Source organism: Pseudomonas putida (genome assembly GCF_009883635.2).
In the GTDB taxonomy this organism is placed as follows: domain Bacteria; phylum Pseudomonadota; class Gammaproteobacteria; order Pseudomonadales; family Pseudomonadaceae; genus Aquipseudomonas; species Aquipseudomonas putida_W.
Genome location: NZ_CP026115.2, coordinates 4,707,974 through 4,726,975, shown reverse-complemented (window position 1 = coordinate 4,726,975; position 19,002 = coordinate 4,707,974). Strand labels below are relative to the sequence as shown.

Annotated in this window: 30 protein-coding genes; 6 read left to right on the top strand and 24 right to left on the bottom strand. The window is 60.6% G+C overall.

Features of this window, described 5'->3' with window-relative positions; genetic code table 11:
• Positions 1-5: 5 nt before the first annotated feature.
• The 23 genes from C2H86_RS21550 to C2H86_RS21450 form a co-directional block, all read right to left on the bottom strand.
• On the bottom strand, positions 6-332 hold the full coding sequence (locus tag C2H86_RS21550) for a phage head closure protein (RefSeq protein WP_159409733.1): 327 nt from the start codon (positions 330-332) through the stop codon (positions 6-8).
• The gene (locus C2H86_RS21545; protein ID WP_159409732.1) at positions 329-670 is read right to left on the bottom strand and encodes a head-tail connector protein; all 342 of its coding nucleotides are present in this window, start codon (positions 668-670) and stop codon (positions 329-331) included. Before C2H86_RS21545 ends, C2H86_RS21550 begins: the two co-directional genes overlap by 4 nt.
• 4 nt (positions 671-674) lie before the next feature.
• Positions 675-890, bottom strand: coding sequence for a hypothetical protein (locus C2H86_RS21540; RefSeq protein WP_159409731.1), 216 nt, complete (start codon positions 888-890; stop codon positions 675-677).
• 369 nt (positions 891-1,259) lie between these two features.
• Positions 1,260-2,441, bottom strand: coding sequence for a phage major capsid protein (locus tag C2H86_RS21535; RefSeq protein ID WP_159409730.1), 1,182 nt, complete (start codon positions 2,439-2,441; stop codon positions 1,260-1,262).
• 2 nt (positions 2,442-2,443) lie between these two features.
• Positions 2,444-3,301 carry a head maturation protease, ClpP-related gene (locus C2H86_RS21530; RefSeq protein WP_159409729.1) on the bottom strand — a complete coding sequence of 286 codons (858 nt, stop codon included), beginning with the start codon at positions 3,299-3,301 and terminating at the stop codon, positions 2,444-2,446.
• Between the two features lie 16 nt (positions 3,302-3,317).
• The gene (locus C2H86_RS21525) at positions 3,318-4,616 is read right to left on the bottom strand and encodes a phage portal protein (protein ID WP_159409728.1); all 1,299 of its coding nucleotides are present in this window, start codon (positions 4,614-4,616) and stop codon (positions 3,318-3,320) included.
• A 150-nt stretch (positions 4,617-4,766) separates the two neighbouring features.
• A complete protein-coding gene (locus C2H86_RS21520) occupies positions 4,767-6,446 on the bottom strand; it encodes a terminase large subunit (protein ID WP_159409727.1) in 1,680 nt (559 codons plus the stop codon).
• Positions 6,447-6,449: 3 nt separating this feature from the next.
• A complete protein-coding gene (locus tag C2H86_RS21515) occupies positions 6,450-6,959 on the bottom strand; it encodes a terminase small subunit (protein ID WP_159409726.1) in 510 nt (169 codons plus the stop codon).
• A 157-nt stretch (positions 6,960-7,116) separates the two neighbouring features.
• Positions 7,117-7,455, bottom strand: coding sequence for an HNH endonuclease (locus C2H86_RS21510; protein ID WP_159409725.1), 339 nt, complete (start codon positions 7,453-7,455; stop codon positions 7,117-7,119).
• Positions 7,455-7,613, bottom strand: coding sequence for a hypothetical protein (locus C2H86_RS28235; protein WP_205524558.1), 159 nt, complete (start codon positions 7,611-7,613; stop codon positions 7,455-7,457). Before C2H86_RS28235 ends, C2H86_RS21510 begins: the two co-directional genes overlap by 1 nt.
• 12 nt (positions 7,614-7,625) lie before the next feature.
• Entirely contained in the window at positions 7,626-7,850 is a 225-nt protein-coding gene (locus C2H86_RS28395) for a hypothetical protein (RefSeq protein ID WP_240349619.1), read from the bottom strand.
• The gene (locus C2H86_RS21505; protein WP_159409724.1) at positions 7,850-8,080 is read right to left on the bottom strand and encodes a DUF7681 family protein; all 231 of its coding nucleotides are present in this window, start codon (positions 8,078-8,080) and stop codon (positions 7,850-7,852) included. The genes C2H86_RS28395 and C2H86_RS21505 overlap by 1 nt, the downstream gene beginning before the upstream one ends.
• Positions 8,081-8,140: 60 nt before the next feature.
• Positions 8,141-8,371: a hypothetical protein gene (locus tag C2H86_RS21500; protein WP_159409723.1), complete on the bottom strand. Its 231-nt coding sequence runs from the start codon at positions 8,369-8,371 to the stop codon at positions 8,141-8,143.
• 3 nt (positions 8,372-8,374) lie between these two features.
• On the bottom strand, positions 8,375-8,698 hold the full coding sequence (locus C2H86_RS21495) for a phage holin, lambda family (protein ID WP_159409722.1): 324 nt from the start codon (positions 8,696-8,698) through the stop codon (positions 8,375-8,377).
• A 383-nt stretch (positions 8,699-9,081) separates the two neighbouring features.
• Positions 9,082-9,768, bottom strand: a complete 687-nt coding sequence (locus C2H86_RS21490) for a hypothetical protein (RefSeq protein ID WP_159409721.1) — start codon at positions 9,766-9,768, stop codon at positions 9,082-9,084.
• A gap of 11 nt (positions 9,769-9,779) precedes the next feature.
• Positions 9,780-10,097 (bottom strand): hypothetical protein, encoded by a 318-nt coding sequence (locus C2H86_RS21485; RefSeq protein WP_159409720.1) that lies wholly within the window; start codon positions 10,095-10,097, stop codon positions 9,780-9,782.
• Complete coding sequence (locus C2H86_RS21480; RefSeq protein WP_159409719.1) at positions 10,094-10,342, bottom strand: hypothetical protein; 249 nt, start codon at positions 10,340-10,342, stop codon at positions 10,094-10,096. The genes C2H86_RS21485 and C2H86_RS21480 overlap by 4 nt, the downstream gene beginning before the upstream one ends.
• On the bottom strand, positions 10,339-11,628 hold the full coding sequence (locus C2H86_RS21475; RefSeq protein WP_159409718.1) for a tyrosine-type recombinase/integrase: 1,290 nt from the start codon (positions 11,626-11,628) through the stop codon (positions 10,339-10,341). The genes C2H86_RS21480 and C2H86_RS21475 overlap by 4 nt, the downstream gene beginning before the upstream one ends.
• The gene (locus C2H86_RS21470) at positions 11,625-12,053 is read right to left on the bottom strand and encodes a VRR-NUC domain-containing protein (protein ID WP_159409717.1); all 429 of its coding nucleotides are present in this window, start codon (positions 12,051-12,053) and stop codon (positions 11,625-11,627) included. Before C2H86_RS21470 ends, C2H86_RS21475 begins: the two co-directional genes overlap by 4 nt.
• Positions 12,050-12,346: a DUF1364 domain-containing protein gene (locus C2H86_RS21465; RefSeq protein ID WP_159409716.1), complete on the bottom strand. Its 297-nt coding sequence runs from the start codon at positions 12,344-12,346 to the stop codon at positions 12,050-12,052. Before C2H86_RS21465 ends, C2H86_RS21470 begins: the two co-directional genes overlap by 4 nt.
• 2 nt (positions 12,347-12,348) lie before the next feature.
• A complete protein-coding gene (locus C2H86_RS21460) occupies positions 12,349-13,158 on the bottom strand; it encodes an ATP-binding protein (protein WP_159409715.1) in 810 nt (269 codons plus the stop codon).
• The gene (locus C2H86_RS21455) at positions 13,148-13,960 is read right to left on the bottom strand and encodes a replication protein (protein WP_240349618.1); all 813 of its coding nucleotides are present in this window, start codon (positions 13,958-13,960) and stop codon (positions 13,148-13,150) included. The genes C2H86_RS21460 and C2H86_RS21455 overlap by 11 nt, the downstream gene beginning before the upstream one ends.
• 181 nt (positions 13,961-14,141) lie before the next feature.
• Positions 14,142-14,372 (bottom strand): transcriptional regulator, encoded by a 231-nt coding sequence (locus C2H86_RS21450; RefSeq protein WP_159409713.1) that lies wholly within the window; start codon positions 14,370-14,372, stop codon positions 14,142-14,144.
• A gap of 105 nt (positions 14,373-14,477) precedes the next feature.
• Between C2H86_RS21450 and C2H86_RS21445 the strand changes: the two genes are divergently transcribed.
• The 5 genes from C2H86_RS21445 (at position 14,478) to C2H86_RS21425 (ending at position 17,446) form a co-directional block, all read left to right on the top strand.
• A complete protein-coding gene (locus C2H86_RS21445) occupies positions 14,478-15,134 on the top strand; it encodes a LexA family protein (protein WP_159412969.1) in 657 nt (218 codons plus the stop codon).
• Positions 15,135-15,301: 167 nt separating this feature from the next.
• Positions 15,302-15,550 carry a DUF1654 domain-containing protein gene (locus C2H86_RS21440; RefSeq protein ID WP_159409712.1) on the top strand — a complete coding sequence of 83 codons (249 nt, stop codon included), beginning with the start codon at positions 15,302-15,304 and terminating at the stop codon, positions 15,548-15,550.
• A gap of 666 nt (positions 15,551-16,216) precedes the next feature.
• Positions 16,217-16,600 carry a response regulator transcription factor gene (locus tag C2H86_RS21435; RefSeq protein ID WP_159409711.1) on the top strand — a complete coding sequence of 128 codons (384 nt, stop codon included), beginning with the start codon at positions 16,217-16,219 and terminating at the stop codon, positions 16,598-16,600.
• A gap of 19 nt (positions 16,601-16,619) precedes the next feature.
• The gene (locus C2H86_RS21430) at positions 16,620-16,958 is read left to right on the top strand and encodes a hypothetical protein (RefSeq protein ID WP_159409710.1); all 339 of its coding nucleotides are present in this window, start codon (positions 16,620-16,622) and stop codon (positions 16,956-16,958) included.
• Positions 16,955-17,446, top strand: coding sequence for a single-stranded DNA-binding protein (locus C2H86_RS21425; RefSeq protein WP_159409709.1), 492 nt, complete (start codon positions 16,955-16,957; stop codon positions 17,444-17,446). The genes C2H86_RS21430 and C2H86_RS21425 overlap by 4 nt, the downstream gene beginning before the upstream one ends.
• Before the next feature lie 189 nt (positions 17,447-17,635).
• Here the strand turns inward: C2H86_RS21425 and C2H86_RS21420 are convergent, their stop codons facing one another.
• Positions 17,636-18,292 (bottom strand): hypothetical protein, encoded by a 657-nt coding sequence (locus C2H86_RS21420; RefSeq protein ID WP_159409708.1) that lies wholly within the window; start codon positions 18,290-18,292, stop codon positions 17,636-17,638.
• 117 nt (positions 18,293-18,409) lie between these two features.
• Between C2H86_RS21420 and C2H86_RS21415 the strand changes: the two genes are divergently transcribed.
• Positions 18,410-18,961, top strand: coding sequence for a hypothetical protein (locus C2H86_RS21415; protein WP_159409707.1), 552 nt, complete (start codon positions 18,410-18,412; stop codon positions 18,959-18,961).
• Positions 18,962-19,002: the final 41 nt, after the last annotated feature.

Genomic DNA, 19,002 nt, shown 5'->3' with positions numbered 1-19,002 from the left:
CGCCCTCATGGGTTAGGTACCGATGAGCAGAGAAGCCTCATCAGGGAGTTTTCGTTGTCCGGCAATACGGCCTCGACCTGGTAAGTGATCCCGCGTCGCGTCAGCCTTGATCCTGCGACGATGTCTGAGCGCGGCCTCCCGATAATCTCTGCGGTTACGACAGCGTTCAGTTTTTCAGCAAGCGCGGTGACCCGGCCGCTTGGGGTCCGAACCTCACCCCACATTTCGGGCCGTGCAGCGGGCAGCCAGGTCACTGTCGCGCCCCCGGACTTATTCCTCTCTTCGTGCCGATGAGCCACCTGCAACCGATGACGCAGCGGCCCGGCCCTCATACGCCCCACCCAATACGATGTGGCGTCAGAAGCGCCTTCGAACCTTGCGGCAGCTCGGTGGCGATGGTCCCGATCACAACGTCTTCCCGGTTGGCATAAAGGTGGCCGAGGATCAGTAAGCAGGCAGCCTTGATCTGCTTGTTGCAGACCATGGGGGACACGCCAGCATCGTCGGCAGCGACAGCTTCATCCAGCGCCTGCTGATCGGCGTAGAAGCGACGGTTCAGATAGTCCATCGCCTGCCCTTCGGCCGCCTCGATCAGGAGCTCCAGGTATTCGTCATCATCGTCGGGGTCCCGAAGGTGGTGACGAGCAATGGTCAAACTGATGACCGACATACCCTCACTCCTTCAGCGGATCGAACGATGCCAGCTTCTTCTCCACCAGCTCTTCAGCATGGCGGCGAGGCACCGAGTAGGCCGGTCCACCGCGACGGCGCAACTCACCTTCATCCATGTAGGACCGCATCGGATAGATCTGCAGGGTCAAAGGATTGGGGCTAGCCTGCGCCTCGGCCGCCGGGTGATTGATGCCATCCTCGGCATTACCTTCCGCCAAGACGGGCTGGACAGAGCCACTAGGCTCGCCCGTTACCACGGCAGTAGCAGCGGAGTCTGTTGCTACCACTTCTCCCGCCGCACTCGAATCTGGAGCCCGGCTTGCCGCCCCTTCCTGCGGTACCGGGGCTACGCTCGCTCCCGGGCTTGGAGCAGTTTCAGGGGCGCCTGAATCTCCGGAGTCTCCAGCGCCTGGAGCGAGCCCGATATCAGGCGAAAGAGGCAACCCGGCAGCTTCAGACGGGCCGTTATTGGAATCACTGGTCGATACCGGATCCTTCGCATCAGCCGTGGAGGCTGGCGTTTCCTGTTTACGTGCCATTGGATTACTCCATTGGGGCGCCATTTCTGGCGCCGCGTTGCGGATGGGTTAAGGCGTGACCAGGGGACCAGTAACGAACGCTTCGTCGCGGTAGATCGCGAACGCCAGGCGCTCCTCGGCGCGGATCGTCGCCATGTTGTTTTCGAAGTCCTTGTCGTTCTCGGTCGAAATCAGCACTTCGATTTCCATGCGGTCGAAGATCTGTGCGCCGAGCTTGAAGGCGCCTACCAGGAAGTCGTTCTGAGTCATGGCCTGAGTCGAAACCACTGGGCGATTCCAGAGCTTCGCGTTGGTGCCTTCCTGCGGCTGGCCGATGATGTACCGGCCCTCGCCGTCCTTGGTCAGCTCAATGGCCGCCCAGTCGATCGGGTTGAGCACGATGCCATCCGACGGGAAGTCGGCCAGCTCAGCTTGCAGCAGCGCCAGGCGCAGGCGGTCGATACGTTGCTCACCCACCACCGTCAGGCCGGCCTGCGGGGCATACAGCTGAGCAACCGTCACGAGACCCTGCAGGTTGGCACCGGTGCCGTTGCCGTAAAGCAGTTGGGCTTCTTCCGCCATGTTCAGGCCGTAGCGAGCGCGACCATCAATGTAGCTCTGCAGCGCCTTGGCATCGTCGAGCATCTGCCGGCTAGCCTTGAACAGGTGAGCAATAGTGCGGACGTTCGCGGTGGCCAGCGCGAAGGTAATGTCGGAGTAAGGCTTGGCGGTGTTCTCCGCAACGGTACGTGCGTTGTTGGTGAATCCGGTCTCGCGGATGTACTCGATGGAGTTCGACTCAGTCTGGCCAGGCGCCACCAGGTCACGAATGGTCAGCCGACGCTGAGGCGGAGAAACGACACCAGCCAAACGCTGAGCAGGTACCAGGTCGCCGCCGGTTGCAGTGGTGATAGCCGCACGCGGGACGGACACACGACGCGAGCCGCGGAAGGAGGAGCTGATGTCTTGCATTTCTTCACTGCCAACCACCAGGGCGCCGACCGACTTCTGCGGCTCATCCTGGTTGCCGCGGTCACGGCTGGCGTTCACCAGCTTCTGCTCAGCTTCGCCCAATCGGGCATTCAGCTCGCCCTGCTTGGTCAACAGTTCATCGACCTTGGCGCGCGTCTCGGCAGACATTTCACCAGAAGCCTTGAGCTGCTTGTCGGTCGCCTCGGCCTGCGCTTTGATCTGATCACCAATGCCCTTCAGGCTGGCATTGAGTTCTTTGACTTGGGCTTCAAAGTCCATGGTCATTTTCCTTTCAGAGAATTGAGGATATTGGTTGCCGCGCTCAGGGAGGCGGAGAGGTCTGGCGCGACAGCGCGGGGCTTATCGGTCGAGGCAGCGTTATGCGTGCCCCCGCCGGCAGCGCGAGGCATACCGGACTTGAAACTGGCGAACAGCTCGCGGCGCTCGGACCGAGGCATACCGCCCTTGGCCAGGGCAACATCCATGGCCTTGAGCGCATTGGCTTGGGCGGCATCTTCGGTTTCGCGCTCGGTGACCTCGGTGGACGACAGCAGCCCGGTGGCCAGGCCGAGCTCCACGGCACGCTTGCCGCGGATGTAGGTTTCGTCGTCCATCAGGTCAGCCATGTCATCCGCTGACTGCCCGCTGGTCTCGGCATAGAGGTCGGCCATCGCGGCGTCGAACTCTTCCATGTCGTCGGCGATGTCGCGCAGGTAGTTGCGATTACCGGCGAGGTAGGTCCAGCAGTTGTGGATCATGAGGAAGGCACTGCTGGCCACCTCTCGCTTCTTCCCCGCCAGAAAGACAACCGAAGCAGCGCTGGCAGCCATGCCGAGGACCTTGGTGGTGACTTGGTGGCTGTGCTCTTGGAGACGGTTGTAGATGGCGATGCCTTCGAACATGTCGCCACCTGGCGAGTTGATATAGACGGTCACATCACGCTCACCGATCGCTCGTAGCGCGGCATCAATCCGCTTCAGCGTGACGCCCTCGCCGTACCAGTCCTCGCCGATCACGCCGTACACCGTGATGGTGTCGGAGGTGTTCTCAACCGCCGCCTGGATCGCGGGGTTCCATTTATCGAGCGCGCGCGGGCTCATCTCGCTGCGAAGGCCGCGAGACTGGATTTTGTGCTTCATGGATTGCTCCCGAGATTTACTTTTCCGGCTGTTTCAGCCAGTTCATCAGTGCGGCCCTTGCGGCCTGACCATCGTCTTGCTTGCCCAGCTGGTCCAGCGGCACCAGGTTTGACTGAACCGTTAGGACATCACCGCCAGGCATGTGCGGCATGTTGTCTTTGCGGCGACCTTCGTTTCGAGTGATGAAACCGTTCTGGGCCATGGTGCTGAGGTACGCCGCGCGCCCGGAGCTGTCAGCCCTCAAGAACGCCTCGAGGGAAAACTCCGAATAGAAATTGATGCGGTCCACCGCCGTCATGCACCACTTGTTCACGCACTGCTCGATCGGCGCCGTGAAGGACATGATGCAGTAGGTGAGAAACGCGATCTGCTGCTGCTCCAGGCCTGTGCCCCAGTTGCTGCCCTTGTCCGTCTTCATCACCATCCAGGGCGGCACACCGAACCAGCGGCAGATTTCTTCGATGCTGTGCCCTCTCGACTCCAGTAGCTGAGCGTCAGCAGGATTAATGCCGATCATTTCCGGCTTCACGCCTTGCTCAAGCACTGGGCTCTTGCCGGCGTTCAAGGCCCCAGAGATCGTCTTGACGTACTCGCGGAATTCAACGCGCTGGGCGGGGTTCAGCGTCTTGTCCACCGAAAACGCGACGGTAGGCATCATGCCGTTGCGGAAGGTGCTATTGGCGGCATCGTCAGCCGACATAGCCGAACCGAATACATCCGCGCCATACCGAATGGCGGAAAGGCCGACCCGACCATCCAGGGTGAAGGCCGGGATGTGCAGCATGTTCTGCCTTACGATCTCTCGACGCGCGCCCTTTCGCGGCCTGAAGAAGTACCTAAGCCGACCGTCATCATCGAACTCCAGGTCAACCCGGGACGGCATCAGGAAGTCCAGCGCGATCACGCGGCCGGCAGAGCGGTGGATCTCGCAGTAGGCGTTTCCCCACAGCAGCATTGAGGCGACGACTGCCTGCCAGAAGTGGAAGGCCGCCATGTCCTCGTTCGGGCTGGTGTGCACAACGTCGTAGAGCGGGAAGTCCCGAGCACTCTCGCGGCTACCATCTGGCATTCGTTTGTAAATGCTCAGCGGCAACCCGGCCACGGAGGTCGAGATGATGCGGACGCATGCCCACACGGTAGAAAGGCGCATCGCCTTGTCCACGCTGACCGATTTGCCGCTACTGGACTGCGCGCCAAGAAAAGCGCCCCAAAAGCCGCCATCAGACAGCTTTATGCTCTTGCCCAGCCATTCACTCATGCTGGCTGAGGGTTTGGTAGCCGCAGCTCCCAATGCCTGGGATAGGGTTTTAATCACTGGTCAGCCCTCGGCGGAGGAACCCGGCGATGCAGAAAAAGCTCACCGACCCCGCCAGCAAGGCCCAGCCGGTGCCGGCCAGAACCCAGACCCCAGCACATGCCAGGCTGAAAGCCACCAGAGCGCAGGCGATGAAAAAGTAAAGTGCGTTCATGCGATCAGTGGGTCCCGAATGCCAGCCATGAAATTGTCCATTCCTCCGCGACCCTCAGGATTGAGGCTTATCAGAGAAACGGCGTTGAATGTAGCCATCAGCGGGTCGATCTTTGCTGTGCCCGAGGCTTGCTTGGTGATCAAGAAGGCGTTGGCCGACGGCACCCCTTTGGCGTTGCCGCAGGACCAGGCCATGAGCGGCTGGCCGCAGTGCAGTAGCGTGCCCTCGGCAAGCTTGCGCTCGGTCGTCTTAATCGCGCCGGTGAGCTTCCAGCCCTGGGAAATGCCAACAATCTTGTCTTCCTCGACACCGGCATCAGCCAGGGCGTCGAGAACAGAGCCGATTCCCGCGGGGTCGAGGCCGACCTTGTCCAGCAGCCCCGTCTCGTTGATGCGCTTGACGATGGCTGCGAATTCCTCGACGTCGTCGCCTATCCGCTTGACGATGGTCAAATCGCCAATCGCTTCGAGATCCTTGAGCCTGGGTGCTTCGGACTTGCGCCGCTCAAGCACCGAGGGGTGGGCCCAGGCATGCGCCCAGTGGAACCACCGTCGCGTACCTGTCTCTCGGCCTATGACGGCAAGCCCGAGCAAGTCGTCCAGGCCGCCGCCGTCACCGCCCACATCGATGACCTCGCACCGCTCAAGGATCTGCTCCAGGTTGAGCCAGTTGACCGCCTGTGGCTCCCAGAACTCTGCGCCTACCCAGGCGTCCGACATCAGGGCCAGGCCGATCTCGATGTTGAGGTGCTTGGCCAGGAAACCACGCAGCTCCGCTTCGCCGTCGATCTCGGCCTGCATGAACAAGCGTTCAAGCGTGGGGCGATCTACCGAGAACCCCATATTGGGGTTCACCAGGTGGAAGTTTTCAGGCTTGCGGGCATCGCCGCTGTCGATCATCTCTTTCGAGAATTCGTAGATGACCGGCAGGAAGCGATTGTCGTTGATGCGGCCATCACGCACGCCGCGGGCATAATTCAGTTTCGACCGGAACACCCCGGCCGGTGGTTCGTTCGACTGCGTGGTCAGCCAGATGACGAAGCCTTCAGGTCGGGACAGCAGGCCACCGGTGGCCTCCCGAATCATGTCAGCGGCTTTCGGGTTCTTCCCGAACAGCCAGGCCTCGTCAATCAGCACGCCGACAGCTTTCTTGCCGCCGACCACGTCGCTGTCGGCCGCGACGACCTTCAGCGTGGCGCCCGTTTCCCTGTGGGTGATCAGCCGAAGGTGCGGCTGCACATGCAGCAGGTCTTTCAGCTCCTCGTCGTTGTTGACCATGTCCTTGGCCGGGACGAAGGCGTTGTCGGCAATCTCTTTGGTCGGCGCGAGGATGATGAACTCGGCTGACATCCGCCAGTTGCGAACCAGCGCAGTCAACATGATCGCGGCAGCGATGGTCGACTTGCTGTTCTTCTTCGGGATGCAAAGCATGAACTCCCGAATGAGGCGCTCACCGGTCTCGCTGTTGTAGCTGCCGAACACTGCCCCGGCGAAAGCGAGCACCCAAGGTGCACATGCGCTCTCGATAGTGGGACTGCCTGGGGCATCGACGATGCGAAGCCCCTTGAACACCTCTAGGCTTTCTTCGGCTTCCTGAGGAAAGAGCGGCTCCGGGATGATGGATTCGCTGGCAGCCAGCCGCCGCCACCAGTCTGGGCAGGCCGTAGTCCAAAGCATGCGTCACCCCTTGACGACAGTGAGGGGCGGCTTGCTCTGGGAGTACTTGCCCTTGCCGGCCTCTTTCGCGGCTTCCGCCTTCTGCTCTTTCTTGCCTGCCTCGGCCTTCTTCCCGTGGATGTAGGGAACAGCCGTCTGCGCAGCGTTGCGCCGATCGAAGACTTTCGCCCTGGGCTCATTCATCAGCGCGAGCAACCATACCAGCGGATCGTCAGTGGACGGCAGGCAACTCAGGAACTCGCCGTCTGCTTCGTTGATGTCGGCCTGGTCATCAGCGACCTCGACAGACTGGTCGGCCGTGGCTTTGCCTCCGCGTTTTTTCGGCTCAGGGTTAACACTGAGTTCTGCTCGGCGAGCCAGAATTGCGGATGCAATCTTCGGGTCTTTGGACCAGCGCGAGCCAGCTGCAGCAGCCGTCGAGGGCTTGCTTCCCGCGGCTTCCGCCGCTTCTTTGTTTGACGCACCCCGGGCCTTAGCGTCAACAAACTGTCGCTGTTTGTCTGTTAACACCATTAACAAAAACCTTTAGGGGGGAGAAAAATGTCTACGTGGGGTCGGTGGCGGTCTAGCTAGATGAGAACTCCTAGCTTTTGACCCCCTACCCCTTTCGCAGCACGTCACTGGCGTGCTTCTTTGTCCTTCGGACGGACTTCGACGATCCCCGGATGACTCAGCCGCCCAGGCCAGCTGCCTCCTCGGCCTGCTTGACCGAATCGTGGCAAGGCTTGCAGAGGCTCTGCCAGTTGGCCTGATCCCAGAAGAGAGTCATGTCCCCACGGTGAGCAATGATGTGGTCGACCACCCTTGCGGCAGCAGTTCGGCCGTTCCGCTCGCAGAAAACACAGAGCGGGTGCTCATTGAGGTACTGCTCTCGCGCTTTCTGCCATCGGTAGTCGTAACCACGCTGGGAGCTAGTCATGCCGCTACGCCAGCTGCCAGGCGTGACCACCTTGACCCGCGAGCTTGCACTCTCTTTGATGCGCGATCCCAGTGTCTTAAGCCTGGCCATCAGCGCACCTCGACCCCGATGCCGCGCTCTATCCACCGGACTACACTGCCAAGGTCCGGTTCGCGCCCGGTGATGTGGGTCATAGCCAGGACGCCGCCCAGGTAGTAATTGAGCCACCAGCTCTGTCGGCAGACGATTGTCGCGGTCATGCGGGCCATGGCTCGCGGTCCCTATCTCTTGTACCAGGTCAATTGGAAACAGCGGGCGTCCACCGGAACTTCGGCAATCGGCCAGCGCAGGCAATGCATGTACTTGCGCTCAGGCCTAGTTCGGCTTACTCGAAGCGCTTGAACCAGGTATGCAGATCCGGCTGCAGTTGTGATGAAGTCGCCTACTGCGATGCCATCGGCGCCGTCCACGTACAGCTTGCAAGGCGTGTAAGGCGCCTTGGCCATCAGCAGAAAGGATCAGCGGGCTTGGCGATCGAACGCACGAACCACATGAAGCCCTGCTGCAGGTTGGTTTTGGCCAGAGCCAAGGTGCGTTGGTCCACGCCTTCGATCTGACCGATCTGCTTGAACAGCTCACCGGCATCGGCCTCAAGGGCCTTGATCGAGTTCATGCCGTCGATCTCGCTCTGGGAGAGATCGCGGTAGCCGGTGATCTTCTTGTGCTGGTTGTCCATGGTGAATCCTCATGTGGGCGCGCCACGAAACGGCGCATCTCGGCTTTGGGCGCGACTGAGTTACTCGCCGCTCCACCCCATCACCTTGAGCTGAGCATCAATGTGCTCGAGCTCTTTCCTGAAGTGATCTGCAAGTGGATCAACAACAGCAGCCAGCACAGCCGGCTCCTGATAATCACCGGTCAACATCAATGCCACCCCGGATCCACTCAGCACCGTATCCAGGCGCCGTTTCACCTGATCACGCTTGGAGAACAGGCTGTAGGCGGTGGCAATCTGGTTTCGATTCATTGGTCAGCCCTGGGCTTTACGTGAGAGAAACAGGTCGGAATATCCGCGAAGCTTCTCCACACCCATGAAGCCGACCATGCCGCCGGCGAAGGTGGCCATGCCCTGCGGTAGGCCCATCCATTCGAGCAGCGGCACCAGGGCCAGGGTGATGAGGCCGCATAAGGCGCCCTCCAGCATCATCTGCCTGCGCGTGCCGCCGCCGTACACCACTCGAAGCGCAGCGATCGCGACCGACAGGCCAGCGGCATACAGCTGAGGCTGGTGAGCCAGTACCCAGGCGAGTACAGCGGCCCACAGGCCAGGATCCTTCTCGGGCATGTTAGGCATCTCGCTTCCTCCCGTTGCTGGGAGCAGAAATGAAAAAGCCCCGCAATCGCGGGGCTCTGAAAACAGAAAACCCAGCCTAAGCTGGGTTCTCTATGCGGGGAAATGCATCCGGGAAAGTGTCCACGTCAGTAGCGACTTTCCCCGGAGGGACTTGAACCCACGACCTACTCCTTAGCAGGGAGTTGCTCTATCCGACTGAGCTACGGGGCCATCTTTGTCGGCGAACCGACGAGAGATTTATACACACTCAGTAGTGGCAATGCAATATTAAAAATGAAAAGCCCAGCGTAATAGCTGGGCTTTAAGTGATCACTCCTCAACACGCGCAGGAATGACAGGATGGGGATAATTTCTCTCACTCTCTCACTGATGTCAACAGGCAATTACGCAGCCTGCTTTACCAGCAGCTCCTCAGCTTCCAGAATTACCCGCACTGCATTGAGTGCATCGTCGATCATACCGTCGAGCTTTTCCTTGATACCGGACCGCCAACGGTATCGGGTGGGCTCAGGCGTGCCATCCAGATCCCAGGTGTTCATGTCATAGAAGCTTTCGGGGAGAATGATCAGGTCTTCAGCGAGCGATTCAGCCTTTCTGCGTTCAGCCTGGCCAGCGGCCAAGGCAGCATTGACTAGGTTATCGCGACGCCACTCCGGAGCATCCAGCGGGATATCAACCGCTACCGAGCGTGGCCCTTTGCGCCGCGCACCCTTGAGCTTCGGGATGGCCCAGGTGGTAACGGCCTTGTAGATGAACAGCTGAGGCGCCGGGCTGGCAATCAGCGGCGCGATGGCCGTGATCCCCTGCAGTCGCTTTGCCTTGTTGGTGGCGTACTTCGCATTTAGGGCACTCCAGTGGCGGGGAATGAGCAGGTGGTGGAGTCGCGCAGCCAGCCAGTAATCAACCTGAGCCCGGTCAAAGCCGCCTGAATGGCCTCCCAGCGAAGCCAGGCAGCCGCCTTCCTCTTCAGCCGACTTGTAGAGCTTCTGCCATGCCTGGCCTTTCGCAGCGCCTTTCTCTCCTGCCGCCAGAGCGGCAACTACTGCACCCGATACGCTGTTGTAGATCATGTCCTTCCCCCTCAATCACCGGTGTAGTTGGTGCCGCCGGCGCCGCGCCGGTTGCTTCCCTGATATGTCGCCTCAGGCCCGGATGCCTGAGGGTTCTTCAACTGCTCGATCTGCCGGAGCGCTGCCCGAAGCCTCATGCTGAGCTGGGTCACCAGTTCATCCAGGGCCAGGGCCTCGCCAGTTGCAGCCGCTACCCAGCCCGAGGCGTTGCAGTGGTCACATGGCAGTTCGTGAAACACGCCCTGAGTGACCGCTCTCCCACGGCACAGAGGGCACTTGTCCAGCTCGATCACGGCCTTCTTGAAAGCCGGGCCATGGCTCTTTCTCATTGGCGGGCACGCCCCTTTCTGGCATTGAGCCAAGGCTTGGCCGCACGGCTGCGCGGCACTACAGCACTGCCAGTCACAATCGGCTTTTCGAGGTGCTCCAGGCCAAACAAACCCACAGGCCGTGGCCCATTGGTCACTTCCTCGCCCAGATCCACTCCGAACCACTCATCAATCATCACCTGCCCAATGGCGCGGCCTTCCAGGCCGTAGAGGAAAGCGACGGCGCCGTGCTCCGGATTTCTCATTTCGAATCCTCGCTTATGGTGGATACCGGAAGTCCGTCGTAACCCGCACGCTCAGCGGCCTCGCAGAGAATCCATGAATCTGTTGATCTATCACCGGTCAAGCCGTGAACCGAGGCAAAACCCTTCTGATCAAGGTGTGCGTGCCACTTCTCCAGTGCCTCGCGCTTGCGGGCCATCACGTCGGACTGGATGTACACCTTCACGTTGTGGCCCATGGCGTGGTTGATCAGCAGCTCACCGACCAGATGGTCGACGCCCAGGTCAGCCCAGCCGGTGCGGGCCAGCTTGCGCAGGTCGTGACTGGTCCATTCGCCCTGCCCCATGACGGTGAACACGGCAGATGCCTTGGCCTCGCTCATCGGCTTGCCATTGCGACCCGGGAACACGAACTCGCCGTCGTAGCCCTCTTTGATCTGGATCTCGCGATAGGCCATTAGCAGGCAACGCACCTGGTCGGTCAGTGGCAGCCGGTGTTGTACGCTGGTCTTGGTGTGCTCGGCGGGAATGAACCACTCCCGTTCGGCCAGGCTGATGTGGCTCCAGCGGGCCAGCCGGGTTTCGCCCAGTCGGGTGCCGTGGCACAGCATCATCAGGGCCAGCACGCCATGCTCAGGGCGGTGTGCCAGGGTGCTCTTAATGCGGGCCATCAGGTCCTCGAGGTGCACGCCGCGCAGGCGCGAGGGCTTGACCGTGACCTTGGCCTTGGAGAAGTCGCCGAAGCGGATGCCGGCCATGGGGTTGGAGCTGATCAGGCCCAGCTTGAAGGCCTGGCGGAACGACAGGGCCAGCAGCTGGAACACAAGGCGTACGTAGTCGATCGACAGCGACTCTTGCAGTGGCCACATCAGCTCGCGGTCGAGCAATGACTTGTCGATCTGGGCCAGCGGGATCTGGCCGAGGCGCGGCACCAGGTGCTGCTTGATCGCCGATGCAGCCGTGCTCTTGCGCTTGGCCGACAGGTTGCGGTCGCGGGACATGCGCTCAGCGAACCAGGCCAGCAACTCGCCGGTCAGCACCCAGCTCGACAGGTTGGAACCCTCACCCGCTTCCAGGCGCAGGCGGATATCCGGCAGCGCCGCGGCCACCTTGGCAGCGCTCAACTCAGGGTATGAGCCGATCAGGTTCCACTTTCCCTTGTGGATCAGGTACCAGGAACCACGCTCACGGGAACGGTGAAACCGGAAATACAGGCCGTGGTTGCCCAGGGCGCGCAGGTCACGCACCTGGCCGGCAGCCTGCCGGCGAATCTCTGCATCGCTGATTTTCACAGCGGCGGTGTTGGTCATGCTGCAACCTCCGTTTTTGGCAGGGCCAGGTACGCCCTGAGGCACTCCATGGCGTCGAAATGCCCCCGGCACACAACGGCCAGGTAGCCTTGTTCGTTCAGTCGGCCGATGCAGGCCTGCTGTTCGAGGGATACCGCCGCAGGTTTCACGGTGGCCTTGAATTCAATGAACAGCCCGAAGTAACCACCTCGCGCCATGGTCAGCTGCAGGTCAGGAATGCCGGCCTTGGTGCCCTGGGCCTTGAGTCGCCCCGCCTCAGCTTTGCCCCGGTAGCCGCCGTTTGGGGTGTGATGGAGATTCGCGAACACCTCGGGATAGCGCAGCTTGATTTCCGCCATCAGGGCGGCCTGCTCCAGGCCCTCGCGGTCAATGCGCTTGGCTCTCGGTTTCTTGGGCTTGTACGGGCGAAGGGCGGGAGCATTCATGCGACCACTACCCCCTCACTGATCAGCTGAGCCTGGGTGCGCATCACACCCTCGGCGTGATACTGCCGGGCGGTGTCACGGTCGACGACCCGGCTGCGGCCGTCACAGGCGTCGTGGCAAGCGCTGCACGCCCAGGCGCCCTGTAGGTCGTTCGGCTTGCAGCCCACGCCGCAGGTGCCAGCCATGCGGTAGTGCGCCAGGACGGTGGTTTCCGGGTTGCCGTTGCACACGCCAGGAATGCGCACCTGGCACTCCCGTCCGCGCGCGGCCTTGGTCAACTTGGTTTGCCGCACGGTCAGGACTCCTTGCCGCGGTGAGAATCCCACTCGAAGGGCACAACCACCCCGCCGCCCTCGCGCAGACGGTCATAGCACCGCTCGCCCATGGCGTGGCGCAGCTGGCCGGCCTCCAGGTTGGAAATCACCACCGTGGGGCGCATCTGCTCGTAGCGCCCGTTGATGATCGAAAACAGGGTGGTCAGCTCGAACTCGCTCGGCTGTTCCTTGCTGACGCCGACCTCGTCGAGCACCAGCAGCGAAGGCTCGATCAGGCTGGACAGGATGTCGGCCTCGGACTGTTCGCTGTGGCGGTCGTAGGTCGCTCGGATGGACTGCAGGATGGCGCCCACCGTGCGGTAGACGGCGGTGGCCGAGGTGTTGCGCATCAACTCGTTGGCCATGCCGGCACCCAGGTGGGTCTTGCCGGTGCCGACCTTTCCCAGCAGCATCAGGCAACGCCCGGTGCGCTCGATCTCGTCGAACGCGGCCACATAGCGCGTGCAGTAAGCCAGGGCCTTGCGCTGGCCTTCGTGCTCAACTCGGTAGTTGGCCAGGGTGCGCTCGGCAAATCGTTTCGGGATCAGCGCCGAACCCAGCTTGCGGGTCATGGCCTCGCGCTTCAGGCGGGTTTCCTCAGCCTGCTGCTTGGCCTGGCGCTCGGCAATGGCAGCCTTCTCGCACTCAGGGCAGCGGCCAACGATTTCGCGGCCCATCAGCATGGTCACGCGCTGCTCGAAGTCGCCGTGATGCTCGCAGTGCGCAGGCTGGACGCGGAAGCCGGCGGCGTTTCGCACGTCGGACATGGTTATCACCGTTTCAGATCGCATAGGTACCGTCCTCCCGCGGGGCAAGGCCAGCGGTGTAATCGCGGTCACTGAAGCCGTGGTGGCGGCCATGAGGCTTGGCCTGGGCAGGCTGCTGGGCGGCGATACGCTTGATCACCCAATCCACCTCGAAGCCGCGCCATCCGTTCTCGACGGCGACCTCCAGGGCCTGGGCGGGCTGGATGCCGAACGCCTTGCACTGCTCCAGCTTGGTGTTCAGGGCGGACCAGATACGGGCAGTCACCGGGGCCTTGGCGGACTTCCGGACAACCAGGTAGTCAGCGATCAGCGACTCATCCAGGCCGTGGGGGTTATCGGCCAGCATCGCGGCCTTCCCGAATGGCGCCTTGCGGTCAGTTTTCGCACGAGGCTCGTCCGCTTCGCTGGGGGGGCATGTATTTTCTTCCGAAGGAAGAAATACATAGGGGGTTAGATTCTTAGAATAAAGAAGGGACTCGGCGGTTTTGGTCTGTTTCGACTCTTCGCCGATTCGGACCACTTGAGCCGATTCGGCTGTTTTGGTCTGATTCGGCTCAGTGACGTAGACCCAGTCTTTCGGGTCATTCACGCCGATGTCACCCCGGGCGCCACCCTCACGGAACAACACACGACGGCGCAGCAGGCTGGAAATCGCTTTCGACACGGTGTCAGGGTGAGCGTGAATCGCCTTCGCGATGTCGGTAGCCGGGATGCGCTGGGCGCCCGCACCGAAGTTGATAGTGGCCTTGGCCACGTACAGCACAATCTTCATCTCCCGGGCTGGGAGATCGATAGCCAGCAGGCCATCCATGAGCTGGTTGTCCATCCGGGTGAACCCCCTGGACTTGTCAAGTGGGACGATGTTTGTCATGCTTAAACCCGTTGAAATGCTGTAGAGAAAGCCGCCCTGCCAGGCGGTTTTTTTTCGTCTGCATTTCCAGTACTGGATGGATTTGCAGGTGTTTTGGTCATCTACTGGCGAAACGCCTCTAGGTGCACAATGCTCATCACGAAGCGGCTTTATCCTCTGGGGGATACAGATCTGGTCTGAGCTGATGGCGAGTGACCTGACCGCCTACAGCCTTTTCAAACGGGATGACCAGATCAGCTGGAACCTTCTGGTTCCGGTGTACGCATTGCCAGATGCGCGGCTGACTCGTGTTGCATCTCCTGGCGAGCTCTGCCTGGCCTCCGGCCAAGCGCACGACCTCGTCAATAGGTCTTTCTTTGTTCGGCATGTCTGCGTGCCTCAATGGATCGTGCACCCGATGATAACTCAAGTTATAGATAAGGCAAACACATGTTATTTGCCGAGTAATAACGTGTGTTTTACCCTTGCGGACATGACGAAAGCCTCCGAAATGCTCAAAGACCGAATCCTCGAGCGCCGCACGGCGCTAGGGTTAAGCCAGGCACAGCTTGCTGAGAAGGCGGGCGTAAGCCAGGTGACAATCCAGCACTTGGAGAGCGGCAGAAACTCAACCTCCAAAAAGCTGCTCGAAATTGCGAGGGCACTTGGGGTGAGTGCCGAGTGGCTTGGTTCGGGTGAAGGGCCTGCCAAAGCCTCAAGCAATGTCCAGGCGCCAAGTACCGATCCAGAGTCCTACCGTTATCCGGTGATAAGCTGGGTGGCTGCGGGGGCTTGGGCTGAAGCTGTCGAGCCATTCCCTCCCGGCTATTCCGACCGATACGAAATGTCCGATTACGACTCGAAAGGGGCAGCCTTTTGGCTTGAGGTGAAGGGAGATTCAATGACCTCGCCGGTCGGGACTAGCATCACTGAAGGCATGCTGATCCTGGTAGACACCGAGGCTGAAGCCACCTCCGGAAAACTAGTCATTGCTAAGCTCGCCGACAGCAATGAAGCGACCTTCAAGAAGCTGGTAGAGGACGGGGGGCGCCGATTCCTCAAGCCTTTAAACCCGGCATATCCGGTAGAGATGTGCATGGAAGGTTGTCGTATCGTGGGAGTTGTGGTGAGAGCCATGATCAAACTTTAAGGTCACGCAGCAAGAAGAGCCCGGCAAAACGCCGGGCTTTTTTGTGCCCGCCAGAAAGAATTGGCTCCAGTAATTTACGTGTAAACGTACTTTGCACATCACGGCTATTGATAATCGAACGAAGACAGGATAACTGTACGTACATACAGTACAAGGAGTTACCAGGCATGCTTCCCCTCGCTTTCTCACAATCCCCTTCCCGCTCCTACGAGGCACTTGGATATAGGGTGCAGCAGGCGATCGCCTCGCCACACGTGCAAAAGCGTCAGTTCGTCGAATTGAAGCCGAGCCCTGGCGACTCCGCTGATGACTGGCGGCGCCTGATTTCCGATCTTGAGGACACAGCCGGGATCAAGGTCGAGCGCTTGGATTCCGGCTTGATCAGGATCGGATGGCGCGATTTTACGGACGCCTGAGAGCACTGCCCGCATTCAGCGGGCATTTTTTTGGTCGAATTTATAACTTGAGTTATTGACACAAGGAAAACCTAGGTTATGATTCAACCCATAACACAGGTTATAGGCAGCTACGGCAGCCACCGCTCTTTACACAACCAGACGTGACCACCTCGACGCACCCAGGCCACCACCTGGGTCGGGACAAGCTAAGTCGTCGACCACGCAGCCTCTGGATAGCTGCCGGACTCCCCCATGGGAGGACGCCAAACCATGCGAGCCACCTGATGCGTAGCCAGTAGCTGCAGCAGGCAGAGGTGGGGAAACCCGGCGACGAGCATGGCGCGGACCAAACAACCAAAAGGAGGAACGCCATCATGAAGTAGTCAACGAAACGCCTAACCCAGCCATGGGGGATGGCAGCTCACCGGACGCTATAGAGCCGGTCGCTGGCAGGCCGAGAGAAAAGCCTGCCCGGAGAGCGCTGGTTGCCACCAGCCCCGATAGCCAGACGGAAGTGCTGCACAGCGACGGTCGATGGCAGCGACGCCGGATACGTAACCGGCCCGATCCACCTGGTTCCCAATCACCAGGCTGCATCGGTCGTGACGTTCGCCCTCCCCTGGTCCGGGAGGTTCATGGCAGGGAGCGTCACGACCGATGCAGCCACCCAACCCGAGAGGCATCATGGAAACGATCACTTGCGGCTCATGGATTGGCCAGCTCGGCAAGGCGCTGGCTCCCCGTGAGCTCGAAGCACTGCTGTGGGTGGCTCAAGGCCTCACCACCAAGGAAATTGCCCGCGAAATGGCAGTCAGCCCGGGCACCGTGGCCAACCGCATCGAAGCCGCGCTGTTCAAGCTGGAAGCCGGCCGCCGCATCGAGGCCGTCACCAAGGCCATGCGCCAACAGATCATCAGCCCGCTCTGCATCGCCCTCGCCGGCCTCATCGCCATGCATGCGGTGATCGACGACAGCGACCCAATGCGCCGTGACCGCCGCGCCCCTGAGCGTCGCACCGCCCAAGTTCGAATAGTTCGCAAGGCCGAGGCCTTCGAGCTCCACGCCTGACCCACTGAGGACCATCCCCATGCAAGCAGCCATCCAACGAAGCCAGGTCAAGCTCGAAGCCCTGCGCCAGGAAGTGATCACGGCCACCGAGGCCTTCCGCAGCAGATCGCGCTTCTTCGTCACCCAGAGCGGTAACGGCTGGGCCGTCGTTTCGGCCAGCAACAACCGCGTGTACGGCCGCAACACCAGCTACGCCCAGGCAGTTCGCTACGCGCAGAGCCTGGAGCGCGCCATCGACGCCAAGACTCTGCCTGTCGTAGCGGTAGTGAAGGTCCGCCAAGTTGGCGAAAGCGCGACGCGCTGGTGCTCGCTGCTGGCCCTGCTGTTCATCGTTGCTGCCGCAGCGGTTCAGTCATGAGCCGCGGGGTAAACAAGGTCATCCTGGTCGGCACCTGCGGCCAGGACCCGGACGTGCGCTACCTGCCCAACGGCAACGCTGTGACCAACCTCAGCCTAGCCACCAGCGAGCAGTGGACGGACAAACGCTCGGGCGAGAAGGTCGAGCGGACCGAGTGGCACCGGGTGTCGCTGCTCGGCAAGGTCGCGGAGATCGCCGGCGAGTACCTGCGCAAGGGCTCCCAGTGCTACATCGAGGGAAAGCTGCAGACCCGCGAGTGGGAGAAGGACGGCATCAAGCGGTACACCACGGAAATCATCGTCGACATAAACGGCACGATGCAGCTGTTGGGCAGCCGACCGCAGGGCCAGCAACCAGGCCAAGTTCCAGACCGGCAACCTCAACAGCGGCGGGCCGCGCCACAGCAGCAGAACCAGCAGGCCGCGCCGCCTGACAGCTTCGACGACGACATTCCGTTCGCCCCGGCGCACCACCTTACGGGGGCGTAGCCTTGCACAACCAGCGCTACCAATGCCCGCCTGCTTACTTCCTCGGTCGAGCCTGCAGGGACAACTTGCAGTCACGCGATTCCCAGCCATACGGCTGGATGACCGTGGATTGCGGGTGGTGGCTGGCAGGCTGGAATGACCGAGACATAGAGCTTGCCGCTTAAAATTCCTAAATAGCAGTAATGCTAGTTAGGACCGCAACAATTTCTTCAGTGCCGCTCTAGTTGTATTCATATCATCTATAAGCTTTCGCTCCATCTCATGCCGGGCGAAGCTAAATTCATGTGTATTTTTGTTTGCGCGAGCATCAGCGTACTTGACAGCCAACTGAAGCGGGAAAACTGAGCTTTTTTTGGATATCTCGGGCCCAGACAACGGGATGGTGTTGATCTCTTTTTCGCTAAGAAATATTTCGAGAGCCGTCCAGCGCTGCACATAGCTAGTATGGGATGCCTGCCATTCAACCCTAGCCTTATCCGAGGCCGCGTCTAGAGATTCGTCCGACACTCCTTGTGTTGAGCATTTATGGTGCAGGGTTGCCTCCAAAGCTCGTAAGTAGCTTGTAAATATCTGCAGCTCCCACGTGCCATTAAGAAAATCTGAGAGGGCCTTATGGCGAGCCGAGTGATTGAACTCGGTCTTCCATTGCGAAAACGCAGCCAGCACAACAAACATTGTCACCATCGCAGCCAGACCGCCAAAAGTCTCGGCCAGATCGTGAATGTCAGAAATCTGAAGAAAGGACCAAATACTTTTCCCGCTCCCGATAAATGCTAAACATGCAATTATCCCTGCGGAAAAACAAAGTAAAGCGCTGATTGCAATTAAGAGAGAAGTTCGCACCATCACAACCCTTTAAAGGACGTTAAGTTGCGAATATTAATCTCCAGCTGACAGTACCACAATCCAAATTGCCACATGCCGCATCCGGCCACGGAGGGCGGCGCATGCATGGAGTAAGCCATGAGCTACTTCTACAAGACCGAATCGCCAAAGGTTCTGGCCGCAGTCCGCGCCTGGGACGAGAAGAAAGCGGCCTGGAATGCTAAGCGCGAGCACCTGGGCAGGATCTTTGGCGCCGATGCATCGCCGATGTACAGCGGCTCTCGCAACTACGTTGGCGGAATCAAGCTCAGTGCCAGCCGCGATCTGGATGTGCACTGGTGCCGCCCTGACGAATACGGCTACCGATCGCTGCGGCGGAACGCCAAGCATGCAAAGGGCACTGAGAAAGAGGTTCGCTCCACCGAGAAGGATGTGCACCAGCACTTGCTGAACCTCTGGGAAGCACACTGCCCGAGTGACATCGACCAAGACGAAATGTGGGAGGCCATCGGCGTCGAGCGCGGCGGCATCTGGCTCAGTGGCGGGGTGTGCTTCAGCCATGGCGAGACCGTGTACCTGAACCTGGGCAGCAAGGCGGCTGACGGCGATGTCGACGGCCTGGTTGAGATCGTCAGCAGCGAGTACGAAACCGCCCGCCAGCGGGTGCTCAACGCACGAAAAGCCGCCTGACCCTCCAGCGCTGCCCGCCAGCGCCTCCGCCTCTTGAACGA

What these genes read in the sequence shown, in the direction of transcription:
- C2H86_RS21550 (WP_159409733.1), bottom strand. Translation starts at nt 332, where the DNA reads ATGAGGGCCGGGCCGCTGCGTCATCGGTTGCAGGTGGCTCATCGGCAC.
- C2H86_RS21545 (WP_159409732.1), bottom strand. Translation starts at nt 670, where the DNA reads ATGTCGGTCATCAGTTTGACCATTGCTCGTCACCACCTTCGGGACCCC.
- C2H86_RS21535 (WP_159409730.1), bottom strand. Translation starts at nt 2,441, where the DNA reads ATGGACTTTGAAGCCCAAGTCAAAGAACTCAATGCCAGCCTGAAGGGC.
- C2H86_RS21530 (WP_159409729.1), bottom strand. Translation starts at nt 3,301, where the DNA reads ATGAAGCACAAAATCCAGTCTCGCGGCCTTCGCAGCGAGATGAGCCCG.
- C2H86_RS21520 (WP_159409727.1), bottom strand. Translation starts at nt 6,446, where the DNA reads ATGCTTTGGACTACGGCCTGCCCAGACTGGTGGCGGCGGCTGGCTGCC.
- C2H86_RS21515 (WP_159409726.1), bottom strand. Translation starts at nt 6,959, where the DNA reads ATGGTGTTAACAGACAAACAGCGACAGTTTGTTGACGCTAAGGCCCGG.
- C2H86_RS21510 (WP_159409725.1), bottom strand. Translation starts at nt 7,455, where the DNA reads ATGGCCAGGCTTAAGACACTGGGATCGCGCATCAAAGAGAGTGCAAGC.
- C2H86_RS28235 (WP_205524558.1), bottom strand. Translation starts at nt 7,613, where the DNA reads ATGGCCCGCATGACCGCGACAATCGTCTGCCGACAGAGCTGGTGGCTC.
- C2H86_RS28395 (WP_240349619.1), bottom strand. Translation starts at nt 7,850, where the DNA reads ATGGCCAAGGCGCCTTACACGCCTTGCAAGCTGTACGTGGACGGCGCC.
- C2H86_RS21505 (WP_159409724.1), bottom strand. Translation starts at nt 8,080, where the DNA reads ATGGACAACCAGCACAAGAAGATCACCGGCTACCGCGATCTCTCCCAG.
- C2H86_RS21500 (WP_159409723.1), bottom strand. Translation starts at nt 8,371, where the DNA reads ATGAATCGAAACCAGATTGCCACCGCCTACAGCCTGTTCTCCAAGCGT.
- C2H86_RS21495 (WP_159409722.1), bottom strand. Translation starts at nt 8,698, where the DNA reads ATGCCTAACATGCCCGAGAAGGATCCTGGCCTGTGGGCCGCTGTACTC.
- C2H86_RS21490 (WP_159409721.1), bottom strand. Translation starts at nt 9,768, where the DNA reads ATGATCTACAACAGCGTATCGGGTGCAGTAGTTGCCGCTCTGGCGGCA.
- C2H86_RS21485 (WP_159409720.1), bottom strand. Translation starts at nt 10,097, where the DNA reads ATGAGAAAGAGCCATGGCCCGGCTTTCAAGAAGGCCGTGATCGAGCTG.
- C2H86_RS21480 (WP_159409719.1), bottom strand. Translation starts at nt 10,342, where the DNA reads ATGAGAAATCCGGAGCACGGCGCCGTCGCTTTCCTCTACGGCCTGGAA.
- C2H86_RS21475 (WP_159409718.1), bottom strand. Translation starts at nt 11,628, where the DNA reads ATGACCAACACCGCCGCTGTGAAAATCAGCGATGCAGAGATTCGCCGG.
- C2H86_RS21470 (WP_159409717.1), bottom strand. Translation starts at nt 12,053, where the DNA reads ATGAATGCTCCCGCCCTTCGCCCGTACAAGCCCAAGAAACCGAGAGCC.
- C2H86_RS21460 (WP_159409715.1), bottom strand. Translation starts at nt 13,158, where the DNA reads ATGCGATCTGAAACGGTGATAACCATGTCCGACGTGCGAAACGCCGCC.
- C2H86_RS21455 (WP_240349618.1), bottom strand. Translation starts at nt 13,960, where the DNA reads ATGGACAACCAGCTCATGGATGGCCTGCTGGCTATCGATCTCCCAGCC.
- C2H86_RS21450 (WP_159409713.1), bottom strand. Translation starts at nt 14,372, where the DNA reads ATGCCGAACAAAGAAAGACCTATTGACGAGGTCGTGCGCTTGGCCGGA.
- C2H86_RS21445 (WP_159412969.1), top strand. Translation starts at nt 14,478, where the DNA reads ATGACGAAAGCCTCCGAAATGCTCAAAGACCGAATCCTCGAGCGCCGC.
- C2H86_RS21440 (WP_159409712.1), top strand. Translation starts at nt 15,302, where the DNA reads ATGCTTCCCCTCGCTTTCTCACAATCCCCTTCCCGCTCCTACGAGGCA.
- C2H86_RS21435 (WP_159409711.1), top strand. Translation starts at nt 16,217, where the DNA reads ATGGAAACGATCACTTGCGGCTCATGGATTGGCCAGCTCGGCAAGGCG.
- C2H86_RS21430 (WP_159409710.1), top strand. Translation starts at nt 16,620, where the DNA reads ATGCAAGCAGCCATCCAACGAAGCCAGGTCAAGCTCGAAGCCCTGCGC.
- C2H86_RS21425 (WP_159409709.1), top strand. Translation starts at nt 16,955, where the DNA reads ATGAGCCGCGGGGTAAACAAGGTCATCCTGGTCGGCACCTGCGGCCAG.
- C2H86_RS21420 (WP_159409708.1), bottom strand. Translation starts at nt 18,292, where the DNA reads ATGGTGCGAACTTCTCTCTTAATTGCAATCAGCGCTTTACTTTGTTTT.
- C2H86_RS21415 (WP_159409707.1), top strand. Translation starts at nt 18,410, where the DNA reads ATGAGCTACTTCTACAAGACCGAATCGCCAAAGGTTCTGGCCGCAGTC.